This is a genomic window from Mariniluteicoccus endophyticus, from assembly GCF_054780035.1.
The window spans coordinates 93507-118757 of the sequence record NZ_BAAGXC010000020.1 but is presented as its reverse complement, the minus strand read 5'-3'; the positions used below and the strand labels follow the sequence as shown (position 1 = coordinate 118757).

23 protein-coding genes are annotated in these 25251 nt (G+C 68.9%); 10 read left to right on the top strand and 13 right to left on the bottom strand.

Translation table 11 applies throughout. The features are described from left to right. Genes ACYVGD_RS09900 through ACYVGD_RS09890 form a run of 3 tightly spaced genes read right to left on the bottom strand, consistent with a single transcriptional unit; the run spans position 1 to position 2810 of the window. Positions 1-1056: an ABC transporter substrate-binding protein gene (locus ACYVGD_RS09900; RefSeq protein WP_460743301.1), complete on the bottom strand. Its 1056-nt coding sequence runs from the start codon at positions 1054-1056 to the stop codon at positions 1-3. Between the two features lie 42 nt (positions 1057-1098). Continuing rightward, complete coding sequence (locus ACYVGD_RS09895) at positions 1099-1971, bottom strand: ABC transporter permease (protein WP_460743299.1); 873 nt, start codon at positions 1969-1971, stop codon at positions 1099-1101. 2 nt (positions 1972-1973) lie between these two features. Beyond that, positions 1974-2810 (bottom strand): ABC transporter ATP-binding protein, encoded by an 837-nt coding sequence (locus ACYVGD_RS09890; protein ID WP_460743297.1) that lies wholly within the window; start codon positions 2808-2810, stop codon positions 1974-1976. Between the two features lie 306 nt (positions 2811-3116). On the opposite strand from ACYVGD_RS09890, the gene leuA reads away from it, so the two are divergent. Then, complete coding sequence (gene leuA / locus ACYVGD_RS09885) at positions 3117-4856, top strand: 2-isopropylmalate synthase (protein WP_460743295.1); 1740 nt, start codon at positions 3117-3119, stop codon at positions 4854-4856. Between the two features lie 151 nt (positions 4857-5007). On the opposite strand, the gene ACYVGD_RS09880 is transcribed toward leuA, so the two are convergent. Next, the gene (locus tag ACYVGD_RS09880; protein ID WP_460743293.1) at positions 5008-6534 is read right to left on the bottom strand and encodes an APC family permease; all 1527 of its coding nucleotides are present in this window, start codon (positions 6532-6534) and stop codon (positions 5008-5010) included. Between the two features lie 73 nt (positions 6535-6607). Then, positions 6608-7438 (bottom strand): isoprenyl transferase, encoded by an 831-nt coding sequence (locus tag ACYVGD_RS09875; RefSeq protein WP_460743291.1) that lies wholly within the window; start codon positions 7436-7438, stop codon positions 6608-6610. Between the two features lie 305 nt (positions 7439-7743). Here ACYVGD_RS09875 and ACYVGD_RS09870 point away from each other — a divergent pair, with 305 nt between their 5' ends. The 4 genes from ACYVGD_RS09870 (at position 7744) to ACYVGD_RS09855 (ending at position 12699) form a co-directional block, all read left to right on the top strand. Then, positions 7744-8880 (top strand): PQQ-dependent sugar dehydrogenase, encoded by a 1137-nt coding sequence (locus ACYVGD_RS09870; protein ID WP_460743289.1) that lies wholly within the window; start codon positions 7744-7746, stop codon positions 8878-8880. Positions 8881-8890: 10 nt separating this feature from the next. Further along, positions 8891-9484 carry a phosphatidylinositol phosphate synthase gene (gene pgsA / locus ACYVGD_RS09865; protein WP_460743287.1) on the top strand — a complete coding sequence of 198 codons (594 nt, stop codon included), beginning with the start codon at positions 8891-8893 and terminating at the stop codon, positions 9482-9484. Positions 9485-9498: 14 nt separating this feature from the next. Beyond that, a complete protein-coding gene (gene recO / locus ACYVGD_RS09860) occupies positions 9499-10239 on the top strand; it encodes a DNA repair protein RecO (protein ID WP_460743285.1) in 741 nt (246 codons plus the stop codon). Positions 10240-10722: 483 nt separating this feature from the next. Then, positions 10723-12699: a hypothetical protein gene (locus ACYVGD_RS09855; RefSeq protein ID WP_460743283.1), complete on the top strand. Its 1977-nt coding sequence runs from the start codon at positions 10723-10725 to the stop codon at positions 12697-12699. A 1-nt stretch (position 12700) separates the two neighbouring features. Here ACYVGD_RS09855 and ACYVGD_RS09850 read toward each other — a convergent pair whose 3' ends face one another. The 4 genes from ACYVGD_RS09850 to ACYVGD_RS09835 are packed head-to-tail and all read right to left on the bottom strand — an operon-like array spanning position 12701 to position 15775. After that, complete coding sequence (locus tag ACYVGD_RS09850; RefSeq protein ID WP_460743281.1) at positions 12701-13108, bottom strand: Fur family transcriptional regulator; 408 nt, start codon at positions 13106-13108, stop codon at positions 12701-12703. Further along, the gene (locus ACYVGD_RS09845) at positions 13105-13971 is read right to left on the bottom strand and encodes a metal ABC transporter permease (RefSeq protein WP_460743279.1); all 867 of its coding nucleotides are present in this window, start codon (positions 13969-13971) and stop codon (positions 13105-13107) included. Before ACYVGD_RS09845 ends, ACYVGD_RS09850 begins: the two co-directional genes overlap by 4 nt. A gap of 11 nt (positions 13972-13982) precedes the next feature. Next, on the bottom strand, positions 13983-14705 hold the full coding sequence (locus tag ACYVGD_RS09840) for a metal ABC transporter ATP-binding protein (protein WP_460743277.1): 723 nt from the start codon (positions 14703-14705) through the stop codon (positions 13983-13985). A 56-nt stretch (positions 14706-14761) separates the two neighbouring features. Continuing rightward, positions 14762-15775 carry a metal ABC transporter substrate-binding protein gene (locus ACYVGD_RS09835; protein WP_460743275.1) on the bottom strand — a complete coding sequence of 338 codons (1014 nt, stop codon included), beginning with the start codon at positions 15773-15775 and terminating at the stop codon, positions 14762-14764. An 82-nt stretch (positions 15776-15857) separates the two neighbouring features. Between ACYVGD_RS09835 and ACYVGD_RS09830 the strand changes: the two genes are divergently transcribed. The 3 genes from ACYVGD_RS09830 (at position 15858) to ACYVGD_RS09820 (ending at position 18255) form a co-directional block, all read left to right on the top strand. Next, entirely contained in the window at positions 15858-16166 is a 309-nt protein-coding gene (locus tag ACYVGD_RS09830) for an antibiotic biosynthesis monooxygenase family protein (protein WP_460743273.1), read from the top strand. An 81-nt stretch (positions 16167-16247) separates the two neighbouring features. Further along, positions 16248-17645, top strand: coding sequence for a glycine--tRNA ligase (locus ACYVGD_RS09825; protein ID WP_460743272.1), 1398 nt, complete (start codon positions 16248-16250; stop codon positions 17643-17645). Positions 17646-17694: 49 nt separating this feature from the next. Continuing rightward, the gene (locus ACYVGD_RS09820; protein WP_460743270.1) at positions 17695-18255 is read left to right on the top strand and encodes an antibiotic biosynthesis monooxygenase; all 561 of its coding nucleotides are present in this window, start codon (positions 17695-17697) and stop codon (positions 18253-18255) included. Between the two features lie 166 nt (positions 18256-18421). Here the strand turns inward: ACYVGD_RS09820 and ACYVGD_RS09815 are convergent, their stop codons facing one another. From ACYVGD_RS09815 to ACYVGD_RS09800, 4 genes are all read right to left on the bottom strand, one after another. Beyond that, complete coding sequence (locus ACYVGD_RS09815) at positions 18422-19522, bottom strand: ABC transporter ATP-binding protein (protein WP_460743268.1); 1101 nt, start codon at positions 19520-19522, stop codon at positions 18422-18424. Positions 19523-19594: 72 nt separating this feature from the next. Further along, the gene (locus ACYVGD_RS09810) at positions 19595-20893 is read right to left on the bottom strand and encodes an ABC transporter substrate-binding protein (protein ID WP_460743266.1); all 1299 of its coding nucleotides are present in this window, start codon (positions 20891-20893) and stop codon (positions 19595-19597) included. Positions 20894-20992: 99 nt separating this feature from the next. Continuing rightward, entirely contained in the window at positions 20993-21823 is an 831-nt protein-coding gene (locus tag ACYVGD_RS09805) for a carbohydrate ABC transporter permease (RefSeq protein ID WP_460743264.1), read from the bottom strand. A 1-nt stretch (position 21824) separates the two neighbouring features. After that, the gene (locus tag ACYVGD_RS09800) at positions 21825-22739 is read right to left on the bottom strand and encodes a carbohydrate ABC transporter permease (protein ID WP_460743262.1); all 915 of its coding nucleotides are present in this window, start codon (positions 22737-22739) and stop codon (positions 21825-21827) included. A 166-nt stretch (positions 22740-22905) separates the two neighbouring features. Here ACYVGD_RS09800 and dusB point away from each other — a divergent pair, with 166 nt between their 5' ends. Next, the gene (gene dusB, locus ACYVGD_RS09795) at positions 22906-24057 is read left to right on the top strand and encodes a tRNA dihydrouridine synthase DusB (RefSeq protein ID WP_460743403.1); all 1152 of its coding nucleotides are present in this window, start codon (positions 22906-22908) and stop codon (positions 24055-24057) included. Positions 24058-24093: 36 nt separating this feature from the next. After that, positions 24094-25227, top strand: a complete 1134-nt coding sequence (locus tag ACYVGD_RS09790) for an HD domain-containing protein (RefSeq protein WP_460743260.1) — start codon at positions 24094-24096, stop codon at positions 25225-25227. Positions 25228-25251 lie beyond the last annotated feature (24 nt).

Below are 25251 nucleotides of genomic sequence, written 5' to 3'. Positions count from 1 at the left end.
TCAGCCGAGGTACTGGTTGGTGTAGGTCTGGGCGAGGTCGATCTTTTTCTCACCGACCTCCGGGTTGGCCACGCGCTGCGTCTCGAGCACAGCCTTCGCGCCGTCCTCGGTGAACCGGCCATCGGTGCTGAGGGTGTGCTTGAGGCTCTCGATGACGGCCGCGTACTGCGCCTTGTCGCCGCCGGCGTACGCCTCCGGCATCTTGTCGGCGATCTCCTGGGCGCTGTGCGTCTGGATCCACTGCAGGGTCTTGGCGATGGCCTGGGCCAGCTTCTTGGCGGTCTCGGGATTCTTCTCGAGCCAGTCCGACTTCGCGTACAGGCACGACGACGGCCAGGCGTCCGCGCCGTAGGTGGCCTTGACCTGGTCGAGCGAACGAAGGTCGCCGATGACCGGCAGGTCGGAGCCGATGCGCTTGTTGAGCACGGTGATGTCGGGCTCGAGCATCACCGCGGCGTCGACCTGGTTGTTCTGGACGGCGGCGACGGCACCTGAGCCGGCGCCGACGGCGGCTACGGAGGCTGCGTCCTTGCTCAGGCCCTGCTTGGTGAGGGCGTACTTCAGGTACATGTCGGTCGACGACCCGGGAGCCGTCACACCGACCGTCTTGCCCTTCAGGTCGGCGATCGACTTGATGGTGTCCTTGTTCTTCGGGGCGACCACCAGGGCGACGCCCGACGAGCGGCCCATGTCCACGAAGGCCTTGATCTGCTGGTTCTTCGCCTGCATCTGGATCGTGTGCTCGTAGTAGCCGGAGGTGACCTGCGTGGAGCCGCCCATCATGGCCGTGAGCGCCTTCGAGCCGCCCTGGAGGTCCTGCAGCTCGACGTCGAGGCCAGCCTCCTTGTAGAAGCCGAGCTGCTGGGCGAGCGTCGTCGGCAGGTAGGTGAGCAGCGTCTGCCCGCCGACGCCGATGACCACCTTGCTGCCGCCACCCGAGCCGGAGCCGTTGGACCCGCCCTGGCCGGGCGGGGCCGAGGCGGGGGTCCCGCAGGCAGTGAGTGCGGCGCCCGCGATGGCGGCGACGCTCAAAGAGAGAAAGCTCTTCCGGTTCATGGTTGGTCCTTTCGACGCTGGAAGAAGACGGGTGCGGGTGGTTCAGGACTGGGTCGTGGGACGCCAGCGCAGCAGGTAGCGCTCGAGACGGTTGACGAGGACGTCGACGACGAGGACGACGATCATGAGGATGAACATGCCGGCGAAGACGCCCTTGGTGTCGAAGACACCCTGGGCCTGGGCGATCGCATAGCCGACACCCGCCGAGGCGCCCAGGTACTCACCGACGACCGCACCCGTGATGGCGAAACCGACCGAGATGTGGAGGCTTGAGAAGATCCAGGTCAGGGCGCTCGGGATGAACACGTGCTTGAGGAGGTCGGACTCCTTGGCGCCGAGCATGCGGGCGTTGTTGATGAGGACCCGGTCGACGCTGCGGACACCCTCGAGGGTGTTGAAGAAGACGATGAAGAAGACCAGCGTCACGCCGAAGGCGACCTTCGACCAGATGCCCAGCCCGAACCACAGCAGGAAGATGGGCGCGAGGACGACGCGGGGGAGCGCGTTGAACATCTGTAGGAACGGGTCCAGTAGGCGTTCGAGGAAGCGTACGCGGGCCAGCAGGAAGCCGAGGAAGAGACCTGCCGCCACGCCGATGACGAAGGCCAGGAGGGCCTCCTGCACCGTCACCCACAAGTGGGGGAAGATGTAGCCCGACGCGATCCAGGTGCCCATCGTGGCGAAGATCGCAGAGGGCAGCGGGAAGAAGAACTCGTCGATGACCCCGGCACGGCCGAGGAGCTCCCAGGCCACGAGTAGCACGACGGCCAGCGCGAGCTGGTAGACGCGCATGAGCCAGCCCGGCGTCTCACGGCGGGGCCGTCCCACGCCGACCTCGCTGAGCGGGTTGTCGCCGAGCGCCTTCCTTGAGGCGTCGGCGCTCGGGTTCGCGGTTGTGGTGGTGGTCTTGGACATCGTCACTCCTGGTTCGCCTGGTTGGCGTAGGTCTTCTCGACCTCCTGCTTGAGTCGCGACCAGATCTCGCGATGGATCTCGACGAAGCCCGGGTCGTCGCGGATGTCGAGCAGGTCTCGCGGGCGGGGGAGGCTGATGTCGTAGCGGGCGACGATGGTGGACCCGGGACCCGCGCCGAGGATGACGACCTCGTCGGACAGGGCGATGGCCTCGTCGAGGTCGTGGGTGATGAACACGACGGCCTTGCCGGAGTCGCCCCACAGCTGGAGGAGCTCGTTCTCCATGATCTGGCGGGTCTGCACGTCGAGCGCGGAGAAGGGCTCGTCCATGAACAGGATGTCGGGGTCGACGATCCACGCCTGCGCGACGGCGGTGCGCTTGCGCATGCCGCCGGAGAGCTGGTGCGGGTAGCGGTTGCCGAAGCCCTTGAGGCCGACGCGGGCCAGCCACTCCTCGGCGCGGGCGTGCGCCTCGCCCTTCGGCGTACCCGCCATGGTCAGCCCGAGGGCGACGTTGTCCAGCACGGTCTTCCAGGGGAGGAGGGCGTCCTGCTGGAACATGTACGCCGCTCGCCGGTTGACCCCCTGGACCGGCGTGCCGAACGACTGGACGCGGCCCGCGGTGGGGCTCAGGAGTCCCGCCGCCATGTTCAGGATGGTCGACTTGCCCGATCCCGTCGGACCGACGATCGACACGAACCGGCCGGCGGGGACGGACAGCGTGATGTCGCGTACGGCGTCGTAGGTGCCCCCGCCGGGTGTCGTGAACGTACGTGTGCAGCCCGTGAGCTCCACGGCGATCTGGGTGTCGCTGCCCGCTGGCGCGGAGTTGCTCGTCATTGATGCCCCTCATCCCACATCGTGGGTCTCGCGTCATGATGTGGATCACACCGTAGGCAGTCGTTCGCTCTGTGAACAGATCCTTTCGATATTTGAGACGGTCCGGTGGGCGGGATGCGTCCCCGCGGTCCGGATCGCGGGACGGGGGTGTCCGGCCCGTGGCCGACCTCGTAAGGTGTCCGCATGGCGTGCGTGCTCCGAGGGGCTCTCCTCCTTAACTGCCGCAGCGAGGCCCACTGACGGGCGGCCCCCTCGCTGCGGAGTTCGGTGTGTCCGCCCCACCACCCGCACGAGCGAGGAGACATGATGAACCCCTTCGGAACGCGACCCCAGTCCAAGCCTGTCCAGCAACCCAGCCCCATGCCGTTCGGCCGATACACGGCCTTCCAGCCCGTTGACGTGCCCGACCGCACCTGGCCGACGAAGAAGGTCACCGAGGCCCCGCGCTGGCTCTCGACGGATCTGCGCGACGGCAACCAGGCCCTCATCGACCCGATGACGCCCAACCGCAAACGCCGCATGTTCGACATGCTGGTGCGCATGGGCTACAAGGAGATCGAGATCGGCTTCCCCTCGGCCTCCCAGACCGACTTCGACTTCGTCCGCCAGCTCATCGAGGAGGAGGCCGTCCCCGAGGACGTGACGATCTCCGTCCTGACCCAGGCCCGCGAGGACCTGATCGACCGCACCGCCCAGTCGCTGGCCGGCGCCCACCGCGCCAACATCCACATGTACAACGCGACCGCCGAGCTGTTCCGACGCGTCGTGTTCAAGGTCGACGAGGCCGAGTGCATCGCCCTGGCGACGCGCGGCACCGAGATGGTCATGAAGTACGCCGAGCAATACCTGGCGGACGTGGAGTTTGGCTACCAGTACTCGCCGGAGATCTTCACCCAGACGCCGACCGACTACGCCGTCGAGGTGTGCAATGCGGTCATGGACGTGTGGCAGCCGGGTGAGGGCCGCGAGATCGTCCTGAACCTGCCGGCGACGGTCGAGATGTCCACACCGAACACCTACGCCGACCAGATCGAATACTTCATCCGCCACGTCCGCAACCGCGAGAACGTCGCCGTGTCTCTCCACCCGCACAACGACCGCGGCACCGCCGTCGCCGCCACCGAGCTGGCCCTCATGGCCGGCGCCGACCGCGTCGAGGGCTGCCTGTTCGGCCACGGCGAGCGCACCGGCAACGTGGACCTGGTCACCCTGGGCATGAACCTGTTCAGCCAGGGCATCGACCCCAAGATCGACTTCTCCGACATCGACGAGATCCGCCGGACGGTCGAGTACTGCACGAACCTGCCCGTGCACCCGCGCCACCCGTACGCGGGCGACCTGGTCTACACCGCCTTCTCCGGCTCCCACCAGGACGCCATCAAGAAGGGCTTGGAGGCTCTGGAGAAGAAGGCCAAGGAACAGGGCATCGACGTCTCCGAGATCGACTGGGAGGCGCCCTACCTGCCGATCGACCCGCACGACGTCGGCCGCACCTACGAGGCCGTGATCCGCGTCAACTCCCAGTCGGGCAAGGGCGGAATGGCCTACATCATGAAGTCCGAGCACCGCATGGACCTGCCGCGCCGCCTGCAGATCGAGTTCTCGCGCGTCGTCCAGGCCCACACCGACTCCGAAGGCGGTGAGATCCCGTCGGCGAAGATCTGGGAGGTCTTCGAGGCTGAATACCTGAAGGCGACCGGCCCGCTGGAGTTCGCGAAGGTCAACGCCACCAGCTCCAACGGTGAGACTGACACCGTCGATGCCACCCTGCGGGTCCGGGGCAAGGAGACCGCCGTTCACGGCGAGGGCAACGGCCCCGTCTCGGCGTTCGTCGACGCGCTGGCGTCGGTCGGTCAAAAGGTACGCGTCCTCGACTACACCGAGCACGCGCTGTCGACCGGTGGTGACGCGCAGGCCGCCGCGTACGTCGAGTGTGAGGTCGGTGAGGGTGAGGACGCCCAGGTCGTGTGGGGGGTCGCGATCGACGCGAACATCGTGACGGCCTCGCTGAAGGCCGTGGTGAACGCGGTGAACCGCGCCTCCTGAGGCCCTCTGGAAGGACGACTGTGCGGCGGCCGGTGGAACCCGGCCGCCGCACGTGTCCATGCTGCGGGCGGCGGCCGTCGGCCGCGCCGAGGTCTGGGACGCCTCCGGCAAGGTGGTGGCGAGCCTGGGGCTCGACCGCTGAGCCTGCGACCTACTCCATCGACGACGTCGAGGCCGACTCCCCACGCCCCAGGTGGGAGTGGCGTCGACCGTAGACGAAGTAGATGAACAGGCCCAGTGCCATCCAGACCACGAACCGGATCCACGTGTCGACGCCGAGGCTCGCCATCAGCGCCGCGCACGCCAGCGCGGAGACTGCAGGCACGAACGGGGCCAGCGGGACGCGGAAGGGACGCTCCATGTCGGGGCGGGTGCGGCGCAGCACGATGACCGCGAGCGACACGATGAAGAACGCGAACAGCGTGCCGATCGACACCATGTCGGCAAGGTCCTTCAGCGGGACCAGCGCGCTCAGCGTGGCGACGGCGATCGTCGTCGCCCAGGTCACGCGCGTCGGGGTGTTCGTCTTCGGGTTGACGTGGCCGACCGACGGCGGCAGCAGGCCGTCGCGCGACATGGCGAACATGATGCGGCCCATGGCGATGATGTCGATGAGGATGACCGACGTCAGGCCGCACAGCGCGGCGATCGAGATGAGGATGCCGGCCCATCCCTGGCCCACGGCCTTGAAGGCCTCGGCGATGGGGGCGCCCTCGTCGAGGTCGGTGTAGTGGACCATGCCGGTCACGACGAGGCAGACTGCCATGTAGAGCAGGGTGCAGATCAGCAGCGTGCCGATGATGCCCTTCGGCATGTCCTTCGCCGGGTTCTTCGCCTCCTCGCCCATGTTGGCGACGACCTCGAAACCGCTGTAGGCGAAGAAGACCACGGCCGTGGCCATGAGGATGCCGGGGACGCCGAACGCGGTGGGCTCGGCCTGCGTCACGAACTGCCACAGCGGCTCGCGCAGCCCGCCCTTGGACTGGCTCGGGTCGGAGGGCGCCGACGGCGGCACGAACGGCACCCAGTTCTGGGTCTTGACGAAGAATGCGCCGAGGGCGACGACGAACACGCAGACCGACACCTTGACGACGACCAGGGCGTTCGTGACGAACTTCGACTCCTTGATGCCGCGTGCGGCGATGAGGCCCAGCACCAGCGTGATGATGACGGCGCCGATGTTGACGGTCGACTTCTCGCCGAACCACTGCGTCGGCAGGCCCAGCATCGAGCCCAGGTAGCCCGACCAGCCGCGCGCCACCACCGAGGCGCCCAGCGCGAACTCGAGGACGAGGTCCCAGGCGATGATCCACGCGAAGATCTCACCCATCGTCGTGTACGCGTAGGTGTAGGCGCTGCCCGCGGTCGGGACCGACGACGCCAGTTCGGAGTAGCAGAGGGCGGCCAAGAGGCTGACGACCCCGGCGACGAGGAAGGCGATGACGACGGCGGGACCGGCGTTGTACTTCGCCTGGACGCCGGTCAGCGTGAAGATGCCGGTGCCGATGACCATGCCGATGCCCACGCCCATGAGGTCGAGAGCGCCCAGACGCTTCTGCAGCTTGGCGCCGCCGCCCTCCTCGGTCGGGTCTTGGTCGTTCTGGTGGATGACGGTCTCGACATCCTTCTTGCGAAGGACGGAGCGTGACGGCTCAGGGGTGGGTTGATCGTTCTCCATGGGCTCACGTTACGTATGCGCCCGGCACCTGTCGACAGATCCCGACAGTCTGGTCGGAACTCTCATGAGACGCTCAGGACAGATGTCCAGAGCGTCCGTGCGTCTCGGGCACCTCGTTGGGGAGCGCGCCGCCGAAGCGGCGGTCACGGTGGGCGTATGTCTCGATCGCGCGCCACAGGTCGCGACGGTCGAAGTCAGGCCACAACGTGTCGAGGAACACCATCTCCGCGTATGCCGACTGCCACAGCAGGAAATTCGAAGTGCGCTGCTCACCCGAGCTGCGGACGAACAGGTCGACGTCGGGGATCTCGGGCTCGTCCAGGAACTGGCGGAAACGGTCCTCGGTCATGCGGGTCGGGTCGATCTTCCCCTCCGCAGCCAGCCGACCGATCTCGCGGACGGCGTCGACGATCTCGGCGCGGCCGCCGTAGTTCACGCAGAACTGCAATGTGAGCACGTCGTTGTCCTTCGACTGCTCCTCGGCCTCCTCCAGCTCGCGGATGACCGAGCCCCACAGCTTCGGGCGGCGTCCCGCCCACCGGATCTTTACGCCCATCGCGTCGAGCTGGTCGCGGCGGCGGTGGATGACGTCGCGGTTGAAGCCCATGAGCCAGCGCACCTCGTCGGGCGATCGCTTCCAGTTCTCGGTCGAGAACGCGTAGACGGACAGGTATTTCACACCGACCTCGATGGCACCCTCGATGACGTCGAAGAGTGCGTCCTCGCCGCGGGCGTGGCCCTCGGTGCGCTTCAGCCCGCGCTGCTTCGCCCAGCGGCCGTTACCGTCCATGACGATCGCCACGTGCTTGGGCAGGACGTCGGCCGGGATCTGCGGCGGCCGGGCGCCGCTGGGCTCGGGGACTGGCCCGCGCTTGGGTGGGCGGGGCGTGCTGCGCTTGCTCACCCACCCAGCCTAGCCGTCGTGGATCTCCCGCCCTTCGAGCGCGCCCCTCGTCGCCGTTCCCCGGGGGAGGCCACCGCATCCCCGCTCCGCGAGGCCGGTCACGGCCGAGACGAGGAGCCCGTGCCAAATCAGCGAAAAGCTGCCCCGAACCATCTGATTCTGGGCGAGTGGCACCAACTCTTGGATGATTCGGCACGCTCCTCGTCTCGCTGGCGCTCGATCGGAGAACAGAGGGGGCGTGAGAGAGCTCGCTTGGAGAGCGGACCGGTCAGCGCCAGGCCCAGGGACCTTGCGATGATGGAGACATGTCGGCACCACGTCTCCTGCTGTCCGCGACCCTTGCAGGCGCGGTGCTGCTCGCCGCGTGCACGACCGCGCCAGAGCGCGGTTCGTCGTCACCGGCGGCGACCACCGCGGGCCCGGTGACCACCACAGGCCCGGCGGCGACCCCCTCGGCCCCGGGACGGCCTCCGTCGGCGACCGCAGCGTCGAAGGAGCCCACGGCCGATGAGCCGGTGGAGATCGCCCGCGACCTTCAGGTCCCCTGGGGAGTGGCCCTCCTTCCGGACGGGTCGGCGCTCGTGACGCTGCGCGACAGCGGACGCGTGCTCCAGATCGCGAACGGCAGGACGACCGACGTCGGCACGGTGCCGGGGGTCCAGACCGAGGGGGAGGGCGGCCTGCACGGCATCGCGGTCTCACCGGCATTCGCCGAGGACCACTTGGTCTACGTGCACCACACCAGCGCCACGGACAACCGCGTGGTCCGGCTGCGGCTCGACGGGGGCCATCTGGTGCCCGACCGTGTGATCGTTGACGGACTGGCGAAGGGGCCCACCCACAACGGCGGCCGCATCGCGTTCGGACCGGACGGCCAGCTCTACGTGGCGACGGGGGAGGCGGGCGACAAACCGCGATCGCAGGACCCGGCCGACCCGGCGGGCAAGATCCTGCGCGTCACCGCCGACGGCGCTCCATCGCCGGGCAACCCCCGCGGGGACCGCGTCTGGTCGATGGGCCACCGCAACGTCCAGGGCCTCGCGTGGCGCGGCGACAAACTGTACGCCACCGAGTTCGGCCAGAACACGTGGGACGAGCTGAACGAGATCAGACCGGGGCAGAACTACGGCTGGCCCGTGGTCGAGGGGATGGCCGACGACGCCCGCTACGTCAACCCCGTCAAGGTCTGGACGCCCGAGGACGCGTCCCCCAGCGGGATGGCGATCGTCGGTGACATCGCCTACGTCGCCGCCCTGCGCGGCGAGAAGGTGTGGCGGGTCGACCTCGCGACGGGCGAGCAGCGAGCGGTCCTGCAGGGGCACGGGCGCATCCGTCATGTGAGCGCGTCCTCGGACGGGCGCCTGTGGGTCGTCACCAGCAACACATTCCGCGGCGAACCACGCCCTGGCGACGACCGCATCCTGTCGGTCCCGCTGCCGTAAGGTCGGACCCATGGCGTTGGATCGGGTCCGTGGGATGGCCGACCCGGTCGTCGTCCCGCTGGGCGCGGCGCTGGCCCGCACCGGCGTACGCCCCGATGTGCTGACCTGGTGCGGGACGGTCTGGGTGGTGGTCGTGTCGGTCGTGTGCTTCCCGCAGGGCTGGCTGTGGCAGGGCGCCATCGCGGTCGCGCTCGTCGCACCGCTCGACATGCTCGACGGCGAGGTCGCGCGCCGTACGGGCCGCACCTCGCCCGAGGGTGCGTTCCTCGACTCGACCCTCGATCGCGTCGCCGACGGCGCCGTCCTGGGCGGTCTGGCGGTCTTCCTCGCGGGCACCGGCCCCCGGGGATGGGTGGGCGTCGCGGTTTGGGCGCTCGTCGCCGGTCAGGTGACCTCGTACGCCCGGGCCCGCGCCGAGGCGCTCGACCTGCCGGCCGCCAGGGGGCTGGTCACCCGCACCGACCGTCTCGTGATCGCCTTGGGTGGCGCGGCGCTGAACGGCGCGGGCGTGCCGTACGCGCTCGAGACCGCCCTGCTGGTCCTCGCCGTCACCGGCACGTGGACCGTCGCCCAGCGCGTCCTCGGTGCGACGTCCCGCCGCTGAGGCAGAATCGTTGGGTGCCCACCTATCGCGACCAGGCGGTGGTCCTGCGCACCCACAAGCTGGGTGAGGCGGACCGCATCATCACCCTGCTCTCGCACCGGCACGGCAAGCTCCGCGCGGCGGCCCGTGGCGTACGCCGCACCTCGTCGAAGTTCGGCGCCCGCCTCGAACCGTTCAGCCACGTGGACATCCAGCTCGCCAGCGGCCGGAGCCTCGAGATCGTCGCGCAGGTCGAGTCGATCCGCGCGTACGGGGAACCGCTGGCCCACGACTTCGGCCGCTACACCGCCGGTCAGGTGATGCTCGAGACCGCCGACCGACTGGTGGCGGAGGAGAACGAGCCCGCCGTCCAGCAGTACCGCCTGCTCGTGGGCGCGCTGCGCGTCCTCAACGAGGGCACGAGCGATGGTCCGCGCGCGACGGCGACGATCCTCGACTCCTACCTGCTGCGCTCCTTGGCCACCGCGGGCTACGCGCCGACGTTCACCGACTGCGCGCGCTGCGGGGTGGAGGGTCCCCACCGCTGGTTCAACCCGGCCGCCGGAGGCGTGGTCTGCTCGACCTGCCGCCCCAGTGGATCGGTCTTCCCGCGCCCCGAGACGCTGGCCTACCTGGCTGCGCTCCTGACCGGTGACTGGCCCGCTACCCGCGACGTCGAAGCCGCAGTGGTCCACGAGGGCTCGGGCCTGGTGTCGGCGTTCACGCAGTGGCACCTGGAGCGCGGCCTGCGCTCGATGGCCCACCTGGAGCGTTGAGCGGCTCCGCCGGGGACGCCGTCAGCACTCGTACCCCTCGAGCGAGGGAACACAGGGCCGTGGCGCGGCGACAAGTGTCACGTTGTCGGGCGCGGTGTCAAAGACGTCCCTCGTGACTACGGTCTCGAGCCCGATTCCCCGCACGTCGTCGAACAGGCGGTGCCGCCGCTCGCCCCAGATGCCGCCGGACGCGGGATCGAGCAGGCCGGACCGGTAGCCTCACACCGTCGGCTGACCGAGCTCCACGTTGCGGTGCGGGCCGATCGGGAGGCCCGTGACGCGTCCGCCGAGGATCGTCGTCATCACTCGGCGGCGTGAAGGCAGGCAGGTCCCCCGTGGGCCGGCCTCGGCATCAGGTCGTCGATCTGCAGGAACATGGTGGTCTCCTCTGGCGGTGCGGGGCGGGGTCGGCGTCGGCGTGCGCCTCGAACAGGGACTGCACCGCCACGCTGGTACGGACCTCCCCGGTGCGACGATGGCGTCATGGCGCCCGAGCAGCAGAACCACGACTCGCACACCCTGTCGGTCCGGGAGGTGGTCGTCCAACGAAACGGTGTCGGCTACTTCATCCATCGCGGCACCGTGAGCGGCGACGAGGAGATGAGGCTGTCGGTTGCGCCGGAGGCGATAGACGACCTGCTCCAGAGCGTCGTCGTGGCCGATCCGGGTGGTGCGGCGCCGACGGTCGGGTTCCCGGCGGAGGATCCGCTGTCGCGCGTGCTCGCCAGTTATTCGCTCGACCTGTCCCAGTCCGATTCGCTCGTCGCCGTCCTGCGCCAGGCCCGCGGTGAGGAGGTCCGCGTACGCACCAGCGAGGACGTCACCGGCCGGATCCTTGCGGTCGACACCATCGCCGACCCGCGCGGGCCCGAGCGCTCCCACCTCGTCCTCAACTCCGCCGACGGGCTGCGCCGCATCGAGCTGGGCGAGATCCGGTCGCTGCGCTTCACCGACGAGCGCGTCGCCGCCGACCTGGAGGCGGCGCTCACGGCCATCGCGGGTCACCGCCGCACGGAGGAGCGCGAGGTGACCGTTCGCCTGCGCGGCGACGGCGAGCGCGAGGTCGAACTCGCGTACGTCCGTCCGATGCCAGTGTGGAAGACCGCCTACCGCCTCACGCTTGGCGACGACGGGTACGCCGACCTGCAGGGCTGGGCCATCGTCGACAACCCGACCAGCATGGACCTCGCCGATGTGACCGTCTCCGTGGTCGCCGGCCACCCGATGAGCTTCGTCACCAACCTGGCCACGCCGCGCCACGTCGACCGTCCCCGGGTCGACCCAGCCGTCACCCGCAGCGTCGTGCCGAGCAGCTATGACTACCTCGACGTGCCGAACTTTGAGGTGGGGGCCGCTCCGGCGGCCGCCCCGCGGGCGGCCATGCGCGCCGCTGGGAAGTGGATGGCGGCCGAGGCGCACACCGTCGAGCCCGAGGTCGACACCGCCGAGGTCGGGCTCGACGTGGCTTACACGGTCCGTGAGCCGGTCACCATCCCGCGCCACTCGTCGGCGATGCTGCCGATCATCCAGCACCGCCTGCCCATGAGCCGCCTGTCGGTCTACGACTGTGACGTCGACTCCGAGCACCCGATGCGCGGCCTGCTCCTGCGCAACGACTCAGACCTCCAGCTGACGTCGGGACCGGTGACCGTGCTGGACGGGGGATCGTACGCGGGCACGGCCCAGCTGGACGACCTGCTGCCCGGCGGCGACCAGATCATCACGTACGCGCGCGACCTGGCGGTGAAGGTCCACCACGCGACGTCGCCGGCCGAGCACGAGGTCGAGACCTCGGTCGTGAACGGGCTCCTGCGCACGACGACCACGCAGACCGACCCGGTCGGGCTGACGCTGTCGTCGACGGCGGCTGGCGACCGGCTCGTGATGGTCGTGCTGCGTCAGCTTCCGGGGACGAAGGTCGTCGTCGAGGGACCGGCCCCCCAGCAGGTGGGCGAGCACTGGCGCCTCGGCGTCCTGCTGGCGGGCCGCGACCCGTACGTGCAGGGCGACGACGAGGCGACTCTGCCGGTCCAGGCCCGCGCGGCGGCGCGGGAGGAGGCGCGGCTGCGCGTGGGTGTACGCCGGGTCAGGCACTCCGACACCCAGGCGACGCTCGCGGACGAGGCGGTGCTGCGCCACTGCCTCACGTCGGGCTCGATCGACCCGCGTCGTCGGGACCTTCTCGAGCAGATCGCTGACCTGACGGCGGAGCGGGCGGAGGTCCAGCGCAGCCAGGAGGGCACCGAGCGGCGGCGTGAGGAGATCGCCGGGACGCAGGAGCGCATCCGGCAGAACATGGCCAACCTCGCCTCGGAGTCTGGGCTGTACCAGCGCTACGTGGGCGATCTGAACCGTCAGGAGGACGAGCTGGCCGAGCTGGCACGTCGTGCGGGCGAGCTCAGGGAGCGTGCCGACGAGCTGTGGCGTCGGGGACAAGAGCTCGCCGCGCGGCTGCGGTGAGTCAGCAGTTGCTGCAGGTGCCGAAGATCTCGAGCTCGTGGCCGACGTCGCGGAAGCCGTTCTCCTCGGCGATCTTGTGGGCCCAATTCTCGACGGCTGGGCCGGAGATCTCCACGGTGTGACCGCACTGTCGGCACACGAGGTGGTGGTGGTGCTCCTCGCTGGCGCAGCGGCGGTAAGCGGCCTCCGTCTCGGTGCGGATCACGTCGACCTCACCGGACTCGACCATGTTCTGAAGCGTGCGGTAGACGGTGGTCAGGCCGATCTGGTCGCCGTTGGCGCGCAGCAGGTCATGGATCTGCTGCGCGGTCCGGAAATCGGTCTGCTCGGCCATGATCGCGGCCACCGCGGCCCGCTGGCGCGTACGCCGTTGGGGCGGCTGGCCGCCGGGGAGGTTGAGGCCGGTCATGGACGGCTCCCTTCACGCGTCTGTGCTGCAGTCATGTGGGGATGGCCGGCGTGCAGCAGCGCCGACCTCCGCCTGTCTCGAAGAAGACTAATGGGCCACGAGGCGACGAACACTGCGATGGCGATCACCACGATCAGGCCGCCGGGCGCGGCATCGGCGTAGAACGATCCGGCTGCGCCGCCGGCGGCGACGAGTGCGCCGATAGCCATGGCAGTGAACAGCGACGCGGTGAAGCCGCGGACGATGTTGTTGGCGGCGGCCACCGGGATGACCATGAGGGCGCTGACGAGCAGCAGGCCGACGGTACGCATGGCGATGGTGACGGTGACGGCGGCGAGCACGACCACCAGCAGATTGTAGACGCGCACCCGCAGGCCGAGGACCTCGGCGTACTCCTCGTCGGCGCAGATAGCGAACAGCTGGGGCAGCAGCCCCACGCACGGGACGAGCACGAGTGCGCCCAGCACGAGGACCAGGACGACATCGGAGTCGCTGACGGTGGTGATCGACCCGAACAGGTACTGCGACAGCGCGCCCGCCCCCTGTCCAGCGACACCGGCCATGAGGACGCCGGAGGCGAGGCCGCCGTAGAACAGGATCGCCAGCCCGACGTCACCCGAGGCCTTGCCGTGCTGGCGCAGCAGCTCGACGATCACGGCACCGATCACGCAAGTGACGACTGCCATGGGCGTCGGGGCGGAACCGGTCATCAGTGCGAGGCCCACGCCAGCGATGGCGACGTGGCCGAGCCCGTCACCCAGGAGCGACAGTCGGCGCTGCACGATGTAGGTGCCGATCGCCGGAGCCATCAGTCCGGTCACCACAGCGGCGACCAGCGCCCTGCGCATGAAGGGGTAGTTCAACAGCTCGATCATCACTGCCTGCCGGTCGGGGGGAAGGGGTCGTCGAGGAGGACGTGGGGGTCGGGGTCGTCGATGTGCTCGTGGCCGTCCTCGTGCTCGCGCAGGGGAGCGCCGTCGTGGATGATCCGACCGTCGCGCAGGACCACGGCACGGTCCATGAGGCGGTTCAGCGGGCCGAGCTCGTGCAGCACGACGAGCATCGCCAGGCCGCCGTCTTTCAACCCGGACAGCACCTGGGTGAGCTGTTCCTGGGTGGCGAGGTCGACGCCAGCCATGGGCTCGTCGAGGATCATCAGGTCGGGCTCGCCGGCCAGTGCCCGGGCGATGAGCACGCGCTGCTGCTGGCCGCCGGACAGGTTGGCCATCTCCTCTCGGCGCCGGCCGGCCAGGCCGACACGCTCCAGCGCCTCGTCGACGGCACGGCGGTCGGCGGCCGACGGGGGCAGGAACGGCGTACGCTTCGGCAGCCGGCCGGACGCGACGACCTCGCGGACGGTCGCGATGGCCAGGGAGCCCGACGAGCGCTGGGGCACGTAGCCGACGCGCGACCAGTTGCGGAAGCGTCGGTGCGGGGTCCCGAAGAGCTCGATCGAGCCCTGGCTGGGCACCAGCCCGAGCAGGGCCCGGATCATCGTGGACTTGCCGGAGCCGTTGGCGCCCATGAGCGCGACGGATTCGCCCGCCCCGACGTGGGTGGACACTCCAGAGAGCACGAGCACCCCGCCGAGGCTCACGCAGACGTTGTCGAACGATGCGGCGGGCCCGGGCGGGGTCTCACGATTGGCTTGCGTCAGGCGCACTCGTTGGCCGCCTGCAGCGACTTGAGGTTGGACTGCATCACCTCTACATAGTTCTTGCCCTTGGACTTGTCGGTCAAACCCTCGAGTGGGTCGAGCACGTCGGTCTTGAGCTGGAGGTCGCGGGCGAGCGACTCCGAGACGGCGGGGGAGACCAGCTGCTCGTAGAAGATCGTGGTCACGCCGTGCTCCTTGGCGAGCTTCTGGACCTCGGCGATGCGGGCGGGCGACGGCTCCTCGTCGGGGCTCAGCCCGCGGATGCCGATCTGCTTCAGGCCGTATGCCTCGGCCAGGTAGCCGAACGCCTGGTGGGAGGTCACGAACTCGCGGCGCTTGCAGTTCTTGAGGGCCGCCTTGAACGAGTCGTCGAGGGACTTCAGGTCTTTCTCGGCCGCCTCGGCGTTCTGGGTGAACGCGTCCCTCTTCTCGGGGCGGGCCTCGCCGAACGCCGCGCCGACGGCGTGGGTCAGCTGGCCCATGTTGTTCGGGTCGAGCCAGGCGTGCGGGTCGACGCCGCCGTGGTCGTGCTCCTCGTGCTCCTCACCCCCGTGCTCGTCGGTGGCGCCCGGGGTCGCCGTCTCATCCTCGCCGTGCTCGTCCCCGTGCTCGTGGTCGTGCTCTCCGGACTTCGTGGTCGGGTGCATCTTGACCACCGACGCCATGTCGACGACCTTCTTCGGCTTCGCCTGCTCGATCGCCTTGTCGACCGCCGGCTGGAAGCCCTTGAGGTACACGACCACGTCGGCATCGCTGAGGGCGGCGATCTGCTTGGGCGAGAGCTCGAGGTCATGGGCCTCGGCGCCGGGCTGGGTCAGGTTCTCGATCTTCGCGTCAGACCCCGCGACACGCTCGGCGGCGTACTGCAGGGGGTAGAAGGCGGTGACGACCTTCAGCTGACCAGGCTGGGTGCCGCCGCCGGGTTGCGTTCCGCTGCCCCCACAGGCCGAAGCGAGGAGGAGTGCCGGGACCGTGAGGGCTGCGCCGAGCGCGCGCGGGATCTGTCGCATGACAGACATTGGTACGCCCCCTGTAGATGAAAGTCAAGTTCATTAACGTCTTGTCGGAGACGCGGTCTCGTAGTCTTCGCCCATGATCGTCGTGAACCGTTTCCGTGTGCCGGAGTCTCAGGCCTTGGCCTACGAGGCCTCGGCCGCGCCTGCCCTCGAGCTGCTGCGCACCAAGCCCGGACTGAAGTCGCTCGACCACGTTCGCAACCTCGACGACCCTGAGCTGTGGGCGCTCGTCACCCACTGGGACAACGTGGGGGCCTATCGTCGGGCGCTGGGCGGCTACGAGTCGAAGATGACGCTCGTGCCGTTCCTCTCGCGCTCGATCGACGAGCCGTCGGCGTACGACGATCCCGCCGAGGTGGGGGAGAACCTGCCGCGCGTCCGATAGCCTTCCCCCTGACCACGCGGGCGCCAGCCGGGTGCCCGTGGGGCGACGCCCCGGCGTACGCCCACGATCACGAGGAGAACCATGGCCCCCCAGTCGAAGCTCGACAAAGTCATCACCCTCTGCAAGGAGCGCGGGTTCGTGTTCCCGTGCGGAGAGATCTACGGCGGTACGCGGTCGGCCTGGGACTACGGCCCCTACGGTGTCGAGCTGAAGGAGAACATCAAGCGCCAGTGGTGGCGCACCATGGTCACCTCGCGCGACGACATCGTCGGCCTCGACTCCTCGGTCATCCTGCCGCCGAAGGTCTGGGAGGCCTCGGGCCACATCAAGGCGTTCGTCGACCCGCTGGTCGAGTGCAAGTCGTGCCACAAGCGCTTCCGCGAGGACCACCTCCAGGAGGAGTACGCGGAGAAGAAGGGCATCACCGATCCCGACTCGGTCGACCTGAACCTCATCGCCTGCGCCAACTGCGGCGCCAAGGAGCAGTGGAGCGAGCCGCGCCAGTTCAACGGCCTGCTGAAGACCTACCTCGGCCCGGTCGAGGACGAGTCGGGCCTGCACTACCTGCGCCCCGAGACGGCCCAGGGCATCTTCGTGAACTTCGCCAACGTCATGACCTCGGCCCGCATGAAGCCGCCGTTCGGCATCGGCCAGATCGGCAAGTCCTTCCGCAACGAGATCACGCCCGGCAACTTCATCTTCCGCACCCGCGAGTTCGAGCAGATGGAGATGGAGTTCTTCGTCAAGCCCGGCACCGACGAGGGCTGGCACCAGTACTGGATCGACGCCCGCACCGACTGGTACGTCGACCTCGGCATCGAGCGCGACAACCTGCGCCACTACGAGCACCCGCAGGAGAAGCTGTCGCACTACTCGAAGCGCACCGTCGACATCGAGTACCGTTTCCAGTTCCAGGGCTCGGAGTGGGGCGAGCTCGAGGGCATCGCCAACCGCACCGACTTCGACCTGCGCACGCACGGCGAGCACTCCGGCAAGGAGAAGCAGTTGCAGTACTTCGACCAGCAGGCCGGTGAGCGCTGGACGCCGTTCGTGATCGAGCCCGCGGCCGGCCTCACGCGCTCGCTGATGGCCTTCATGGTCGACGCGTACGCCGAGGAGGAGGTGCCCAACGCCAAGGGCGGCACCGACATGCGTACGGTCCTCAAGCTCGACCACCGCCTCGCCCCGGTGAAGGCCGCCGTGCTGCCGCTGTCGCGCAACGAGCAGCTCTCGCCCAAGGCGAGGGATCTCGCCGCCCGGCTGCGCAAGACCTGGAACGTCGACTTCGACGACGCGCAGGCCATCGGCCGCCGCTACCGTCGCCAGGACGAGATCGGCACGCCGTTCTGCATCACCGTCGACTTCGACACGCTCGAGGACGACGCGGTGACCGTCCGCGACCGCGACACGATGGGCCAGGAGCGCGTGGCGCTCGACCAGGTCGAGGGTTACCTCGCGCAGCGCCTCATCGGCTGCTGAACGACTTCGAGATGACCGGGACGGCCGTCGAGGGATAACCTCGACGGCCGTGTCCGATCCCATCACCGTCTCCATCGCCCGCGAGGTTCCGCTCGACCGCTCCGAGTACGCGAACGCCTGGGCCCGCGCCGGCCAGGAGCTCGCCCGCGCGTTCCCCGGCTATCTCGGCTCCGGCTGGATGCGTACGCGCCCCGACTCCACCATGTGGCACATGGTCTACCGCTTCGCCGACGAGGCGTCGCTGGCCACGTGGGAGCAGTCCGACCAGCGCGCCCACTGGCTCGAGATGGCCACGCCCTACATCGAGGACGCCCACCGCGAGCACCGCACCGGCATCGAGGGCTGGTTCGACGAGCCGTCGTCGGTCGTCGTCCGCGAGGCGATGACGCCCGCCCCGCCGCGCTGGAAGCAGTCGGTGTCGATCTTCCTGCCGTTCCTGCCTCTGTCGCTGGTGATGAACTACCTGCTGTCCTGGCTCGTGCCGACGTGGCCGATCTGGGCACGCGTGCTCGTGTCGATCTGCATCATGACGCCCCTGATGACCTATTTCCTGTTGCCGCTGTCGACGCGGCTGCTGGGCCCGTGGCTCCGCGCCGACCGGGCGACCTAGGTGTCGGTAACAGGGACGTTCATGACATTTGGGTGGTTGACGTGAAGGGATGACCCGCCGCCCACGCCGCCAAGGTGATCGGGGGCTGGCCGCCGAGAGAGGTGTGTCGTTGTTCGGTGGTGTCGTGCTCGAGCCTGAGGCCGAGTACACCCAGTACGCCTGGGCGTCAGAGGGCGATGTTCGCGCCCGTGGTGGCGTCGAAGAAGTGGACCTCGCCGTGGACCGGCTTGACGTGCAGCACGTCGTCGATCTCCGGCTTGTGCCTCTTGTCGAGGCGGATGGTCACGCGGTCGGCACGCACCGTCACGCCGTCCTGCGAGTGCAGCGGGGTGGCGTACGCGAAGACCTCGGCGCCCAGCGACTCGACGAGGTCGACCTTCAGCTCGAGTGCCTCGGGGTCCTCGGCCGGCGTGAGCTGCCACGACTCAGGACGTACGCCGACGGTGACGCGGCCACCCTCGACGCGGCCGGGCAGCTGGAGCGCGTGGCCGCGGTGGCCGAAGCTGGCGTATCCCCCGGAGACGGGGACGTCGTCGATCAGTGTGATCGCCGGCGAACCGATGAAGCCGGCGACGAACGTGTTCGCGGGACGGTCGTAGAGGGTGTCGGGGGAGGCCACCTGCTGCAGCTGGCCGTCGAGCAGCACGGCGACGCGGTCACCCATCGTCATGGCCTCGGTCTGGTCGTGGGTGACGTAGACGGTGGTGGTGCCCAGCCGGCGCTGGAGCGCGGCGATCTCGGAGCGCGTCGAGACGCGCAGCTTGGCGTCGAGGTTCGACAGCGGCTCGTCCATGCAGAACACGGCGGGCTGGCGCACGATGGCACGCCCCATCGCGACGCGCTGGCGCTGGCCGCCGGACATTTTCGCGGGCTTGCGGTCGAGCAGGTCGTCGAGCTGGAGGATCTTCGAGGCCTCCTCGACGCGCTCGCCGATCTCGGCCTTCTTCAAACGCTGGTTCTCGAGGGCGAACGCCATGTTCTGGCGGGCGGTCATGTTCGGGTAGAGCGCGTAGCTCTGGAAGACCATGGCGACGTCGCGGTCGCGGGGGCGTACGCCGGTGACGTCGCGGTCGCCGATGACGATGCGTCCCTCGTCGGTGGGTTCGAGGCCAGCGAGCATGCGCAGGCTCGTCGACTTGCCACAGCCCGACGGGCCGACGAGGACGAGGAACTCCCCGTCGGCGATCTCGAGGTCGAGCGAGTCGACCGCGGGACGGGACTGCTGGTCGAAACGACGGGTCGCGCCGTCGAAGGTCACTGACGCCATGGCGCTCCTTCTGCTCGGTGGTGGGGGTACGCCGGCCCCAGCGGAGCCGGCGTACCCGGTGGTGGTGCTGGGTCAGAGCTTGGGCTTGATGTCGCGCTCGATGATCTTCTGGGTCTCGTCGGCCAGGGCCTTGAAGACCGCGGCGACGTCCTGGCCACCCGTGGTGATCTTGTCGAGGCCCTCACCGATGCGCTTGCCGCCGCCCTGGACGAACACCCGTGCGTAGTCCTGCGGGGCCGTGTTCTCGGCGAGCTGCTTGATGGCCGTCATGGCGCGCGGCTCGGAATCGAGGTACTTCTTCTCCGAGGGGTCCTCCAGCGCCGACTTGCGGACCGGCATGTAGCCCGTGGCCTGCGTGAAGGTCGAGGTGTTGGCCGGGTTGGTCATGAACTCGATGAACTTCACGGCGAGCTTCTTGCGCTCGTCGGAGATGTTCGCCGGGATCGCCAGGCCGGCGCCGCCGGTGGGGCAGCCGGGCTTCGGGCCGGGGAGGTATGCGGTGCCGAAGTTGACCTTGGCTGTCTTCTTCAGGCCGCCGAGCGAACCGGTCGACTCGAGCAGCGCGGCGTTGAGGCCTGTGGCGAACTCGTTGACGGAGTCCTTGGAGATCTTGATCTTCTTGGCCTGCGTCATCGACTGCAGGAACTTGCCCGCCTCGATCGACTCGGGCGTGGTGAACCTCATGTCCCATTTGTCGGAGTACTTGCCGCCGAAGGTCCAGATCATGCCCTGGAAGTACCAGTCAAGGTAGTTCGAGCCGTCTGGGATGCCGAGCGGGGCGACGTTCGGCTCGGCGGCCTGCAGCTTGGCCGCGAACTGGTCGAACTCCTGCCACGTCTTCGGGCCCTGGTCGCCGAGGCCGGCCTTCGCCCACATGTCCTTGTTGTAGTACATGAGGCACGTGGAGCGGGAGTACGGCATGGCGTAGTGCTTGCCGTTGAACAGGTAGTCGTCACGCAGCGTGTCGACGTAGTCGTCGGACTTGATGCCCTCCGACTTCCACAGGTCGTCGAGCGGGGTGATGGCCTTGTTGAGGGCGAAGTTGAACCAGGTGACGTCGGAGGCGACGATCACGTCGGGCAGGTCGCCGCCGGTCAGCGCGGCGTTGAACTTCTGGGCCAACTCTTCGTAGTTGGCGCCGCCGTCGACGAGCTCGACCTTCGTGCCGGGGTTCGCGGCGACGAAGGCGTCGATGAGCTTCTGCTCGAGGTCCTTGGACTTGCCGGGGTGGTTGGACCAGAACTTGATGACGCCGGCCTCACCCTTCTGGGCGGGGGCGGGCGAGCCACCCGTGCCGGCGCACGCGGTGACGGTGGCGGCGGTCACGGCGCCACCGGCGAGGGTGAGGAAGTGCCTGCGGTCGATCTTCATGTGTGATGCTCCTGGTCTCGGGTTCGTGGGGACTTCGGGTTCGTGGGGACTTCGGGTTCGTGGGGACTTCGGTCAGGGATGTGTGGCTCTCCGGCGCGGTCAGCCCTTGACCGCACCGGAGGTGAGGCCCTTGATCATGTGTCGCTGCAGCAGCAGGAACACGATCAGGATCGGCAGCATGGTCAGGACGGTGCCCGCCATGACGGGGCCCCAGTTGGTGAGGCCCTCGTTGTTCTTCAGCAGGGTCAGGCCGACCGGCAGCGGCGCGACCTTCTCGTCGTTCGACATCAGGAACGGCCAGAGGTACTCGTTCCATTCGTTGACGAGCGTGATGAGCGTGAAGGCGATGAGCGTGGGCCACGACATGGGCAGCACGACCCGGAACAGCATCTTCATCGGTCCGGCGCCATCCATGCGGGCGGCCTCGATGACCTCGTGGGGCAGCGACAGGAAGTGGTTGCGCATCAGGAAGGTGCCGAACGCGACGCCGGCCAGCGGGATGATGATGCCGACGAACGTGTTGCGCCAGCCGAGCTGGGAGACCAGCGCGTAGTTGGAGATCACGGTGATCTGGTTGGGCACCATCAGCGCCGAGATGATGACGATGAAGACCACGGTCCGGCCGGGGAAACGCAGGAACGACAGCGCGTACGCCGACATGACGCCGAGCACCACCTTGGCCGCGGTGAGGGTGAGCGTGATGATGAGCGAGTTCATCAGGTAGGAGGTGAACGGCACCTCGGTGAACACCGTGGAGTAGTTCTCCCACGTCACCGGGTCGGGGAACCAGGTGACGGGGTGGGTGTAGATGTCCTCGCGGCGCTTGAGGCTCGTGATGACGATGAAGTAGAGCGGCACCACCACCATCGCGATGGTGACGAGCATGCCCAGGTAGCCCAGGGCCTTGCCGAGGGCTCCGCGATCGTTCATGTCACGACTCCCTGTCCTGCAGGCGGACCTGCACGAGTGTGATGACCAGCAGGACGAGGAACATGATCGTCGCGACCGTGGCGCCGTAGCCGGCGCGGGTGTTGACGAAGGTCTCCTGATAAACCTGATAGACCATCGTCGTCGTGCCGGTGCCGAAGGGGCCGCCACGGGTCATCACGTTGATGATGTCGAAGACCTGGACCGAGTTGAGCAGCACCGTGACCGACAGGAAGAACGTCGTGGGTCTCAGCTGGGGCAGCGTGACGCGGAAGAAGCGGCGTACGGCGGAGGTTCCGTCGATCTCGGCGGCCTCGTCGAGCTCGGCCCGGCGGCCCTGCAGCGCGGCGAGGTAGATGACGAACACGTAGCCGACGTTCTTCCAGATGTAGGTCGCGGTCACCATGAACAGGGCCCACGAACTGTTCTGGTAGAAGTCCGGAGCCTTCTGGCCCAGCCGGCCGAGGATGTCCTGGACGAGGCCGAAGGACGGGTCGAAGACGAACTGGAAGGCGACGCCGATCGCCGCGCCCGAGATGACGAACGGGGCGAAGACCAGCGAACGGACGGCCGAGCGACCTATGAGCTTCTGGTCGAGCAGCATCGCCAGGGCCAGTCCCAGAGCCATGGAGCCGGCGACGGTCGCGAGGGTGAAGATCGCGGTGTTGCCGACGACCTGCCACGTGTCGGGTCGGGAGGCCCACTCCACGTAGTTCTCGATGCCGATGGGCGTGGCGTACGCCGAGGAGATGTTCCAGTCGAAGAACGACAGCCGGATGTTGTCGATCAGCGGGCGATAGGTGAACAGTGTCAGGAGTAGCAGGTTGGGGGCCAGCAGGGCGACCGCCAGCAGCGCCTCGCGCAGGTCGATGCGGGGGCCACCTGACCGGCGCCGCCGGGTGGAAACTCCCGTGCTCACCCTGTGAGCATGTCCCTCCCTGCCGAACGGAAGGGGAGGCGGAGGTTTCTCGTGAACAAACAAGAGATGACCGGATTGTTCAACAATGTGTCGACAAAGGATGCGAGCAGTTAACCCGCGCGGGGGTTGCGCGTACACTCGTCCGGTGCTCCCGACGACCTCCACCATGCTGACGCCGCCGCTGCGACTGTCCGCGCCCTCGCGGCCCGACGCGGTCGTCGTCGACACCCCGGTGGTTCTCGCTCCGATGGCCGGCGTGACCAACGCCGCCTACCGCCAGCTCTGCCGCGAGCAGGGGGCCGGGCTGTACGTGTGTGAGATGATCACCTCCCGCGGACTGGTCGAGCGCGACCACAAGTCGTTGGCCATGCTGGCCTTCGACCCGGGCGAGACCGTACGCAGCGTACAGCTCTACGGCGTCGACCCGAAGGTCATGGGCGAGGCCACCGAGATCCTGTGCAACGAGTTCGGCGTGGCCCACGTCGACCTGAACTTCGGCTGTCCCGTTCCGAAGGTGACCCGCAAGGGCGGTGGCGGCGTCCTCCCGTGGAAGCGCGATCGGCTCCGAGCGATCCTGGAGGCCACGGTGAAGGCCGGCGACCGCTACGGCGTCCCGGTCACCATGAAGACCCGAAAGGGCATCGACGCCGACCACCTCACGTTCCTCGACGCCGGCCGCATCGCCCAAGAGTCTGGCTGCGCGGCGATCGCGTTGCACGGGCGCACGGTCGAGCAGGCGTACGCGGGCCACGCCGACTGGGACTCCATCGCCGAGCTGGTCGAGGCCGTCGACATCCCCGTACTGGGCAACGGCGACATCTGGGAGGCCGAGGACGCAGTACGCATGGTCGAGCACACCGGCTGCGGGGGCGTCGTCGTCGGCCGCGGCTGCCTCGGTCGGCCCTGGCTGTTCCGCGACCTGGCCGACCGCTTCGCCGGCTCGGACGCGCGCGCCCTGCCCACGCTCGGCGAGGTGGCCGCGATCGTGCGCCGCCACGGCGAGCTGCTGGCCGGGGTCATGGGGGAGCAGCGCGGGCTGACCGACCTGCGCAAGCACATGGCCTGGTACTTCAAGGGTTTCCCCGTCGGCGGCGACCTGCGCCGTGGTCTGGCGATGGTCTCGAGCCTCGACGAGCTCGACGGCTGGCTCGCCCAGCTCGACGCCGATCAGCCCTACCCCGTGCGCGAGCTCGGCCGCCCCCGCGGCCGACAGGGCTCGCCGCGCCACAGGATCGTGATGCCCGAGGGCTGGCTCGACGACACGTGCGGCCTCGACAGCGACCTGTCGGCCGCCGAGAGCGACGCCTCCGGCGGCTGATGCACGCTCGGCCCGGCACCGCCTAGTGTGGGCACCGTGCCCGACCAGTTCGACGCCCTGCTGCCCCGTGCCCAGCAGTGGGCCACCACCACGTCCGGTCACGCCCGGACTGGGGACGCGGTCCGCGCCCACCGCGACTCCCACACCTCTGTACGCCTCGGCCAGGTGCTCGGGCGGGAGGAGCGCGAGGAGCGCGAGGCGGCCACGCTGACCCCGGGAGCCACGCTCGCGCGGGGTGCCGGGAACCGTGCCCGCAAGGAGGAGCCCGACCTCGAGCGCACCTGCTTCGAGCGTGACCGCGACCGCATCGTCCACTCGACGGCCTTCCGGCGCCTGGCCGGCAAGACGCAGGTCGTCGTCCATCCCAGCGACCACGAGCGGACACGCCTGACGCACGCACTCGAGGTCGCCCAGGTCGCCTCATCCATTGCCCGCGGCATCGGCGTCAACGTCGCGCTGGCTGACGCGATCGCGCTGGGCCACGACTGCGGCCACGGCCCCGGCGGGCACGCGTCGGAGGACGCCTTCGACGCGTTCATCCCCGAGGGCTACGACCACGGGCCGTGGGGTGCCGACGTGGTGCTCACGCCGCTGAACCTGTGCGTCGAGACCCTGGACGGCATCCGCAACCACTCGTGGTCGCGTCCCGCCCCCATGACCATCGAGGGCGAGATCGTGTCGTGGGCCGACCGCATCGCCTACTGCGCCCACGACCTCGAGGACGCCATCCATGCCGGCATCGTGAAGGCCTCCGACCTCCCGGAGGAGGTCGCGCAGGTGTGCGGGCGTACACGCCGAGAACAGCTCCACACGTTCGTGCGGGCGGTCATCCGCGGCGTACGCGACCAGGGTGAGGTCTGCATGGACCCCGACGTGTTCCGGGCCCTCGCGGGGCTGCGGACGTTCAACTACGAGCGCATCTACACAAGGCCCGAGGCCGTGGGCCAGGCGAAGGCCGTGGTGAAGATCCTCCAGGCGCTCGTCGAGCACTTCGGGGCCCATCCCGCCCAGATGCCGTGGGACGTCGCGGCCGATCCCGGCACGCCGGAGGCCGTGCGGGCGGCAGTGACCTGGATCGGCGGCATGACCGACCGCTACGCGTTCGACACAGCCGTACGCGTCCTCGACTGGCCCGAGGACCAGCTGCCGCAGGGCATCGATCGGCACTGATCCCGTTCAGTTGACCCGCAGGCC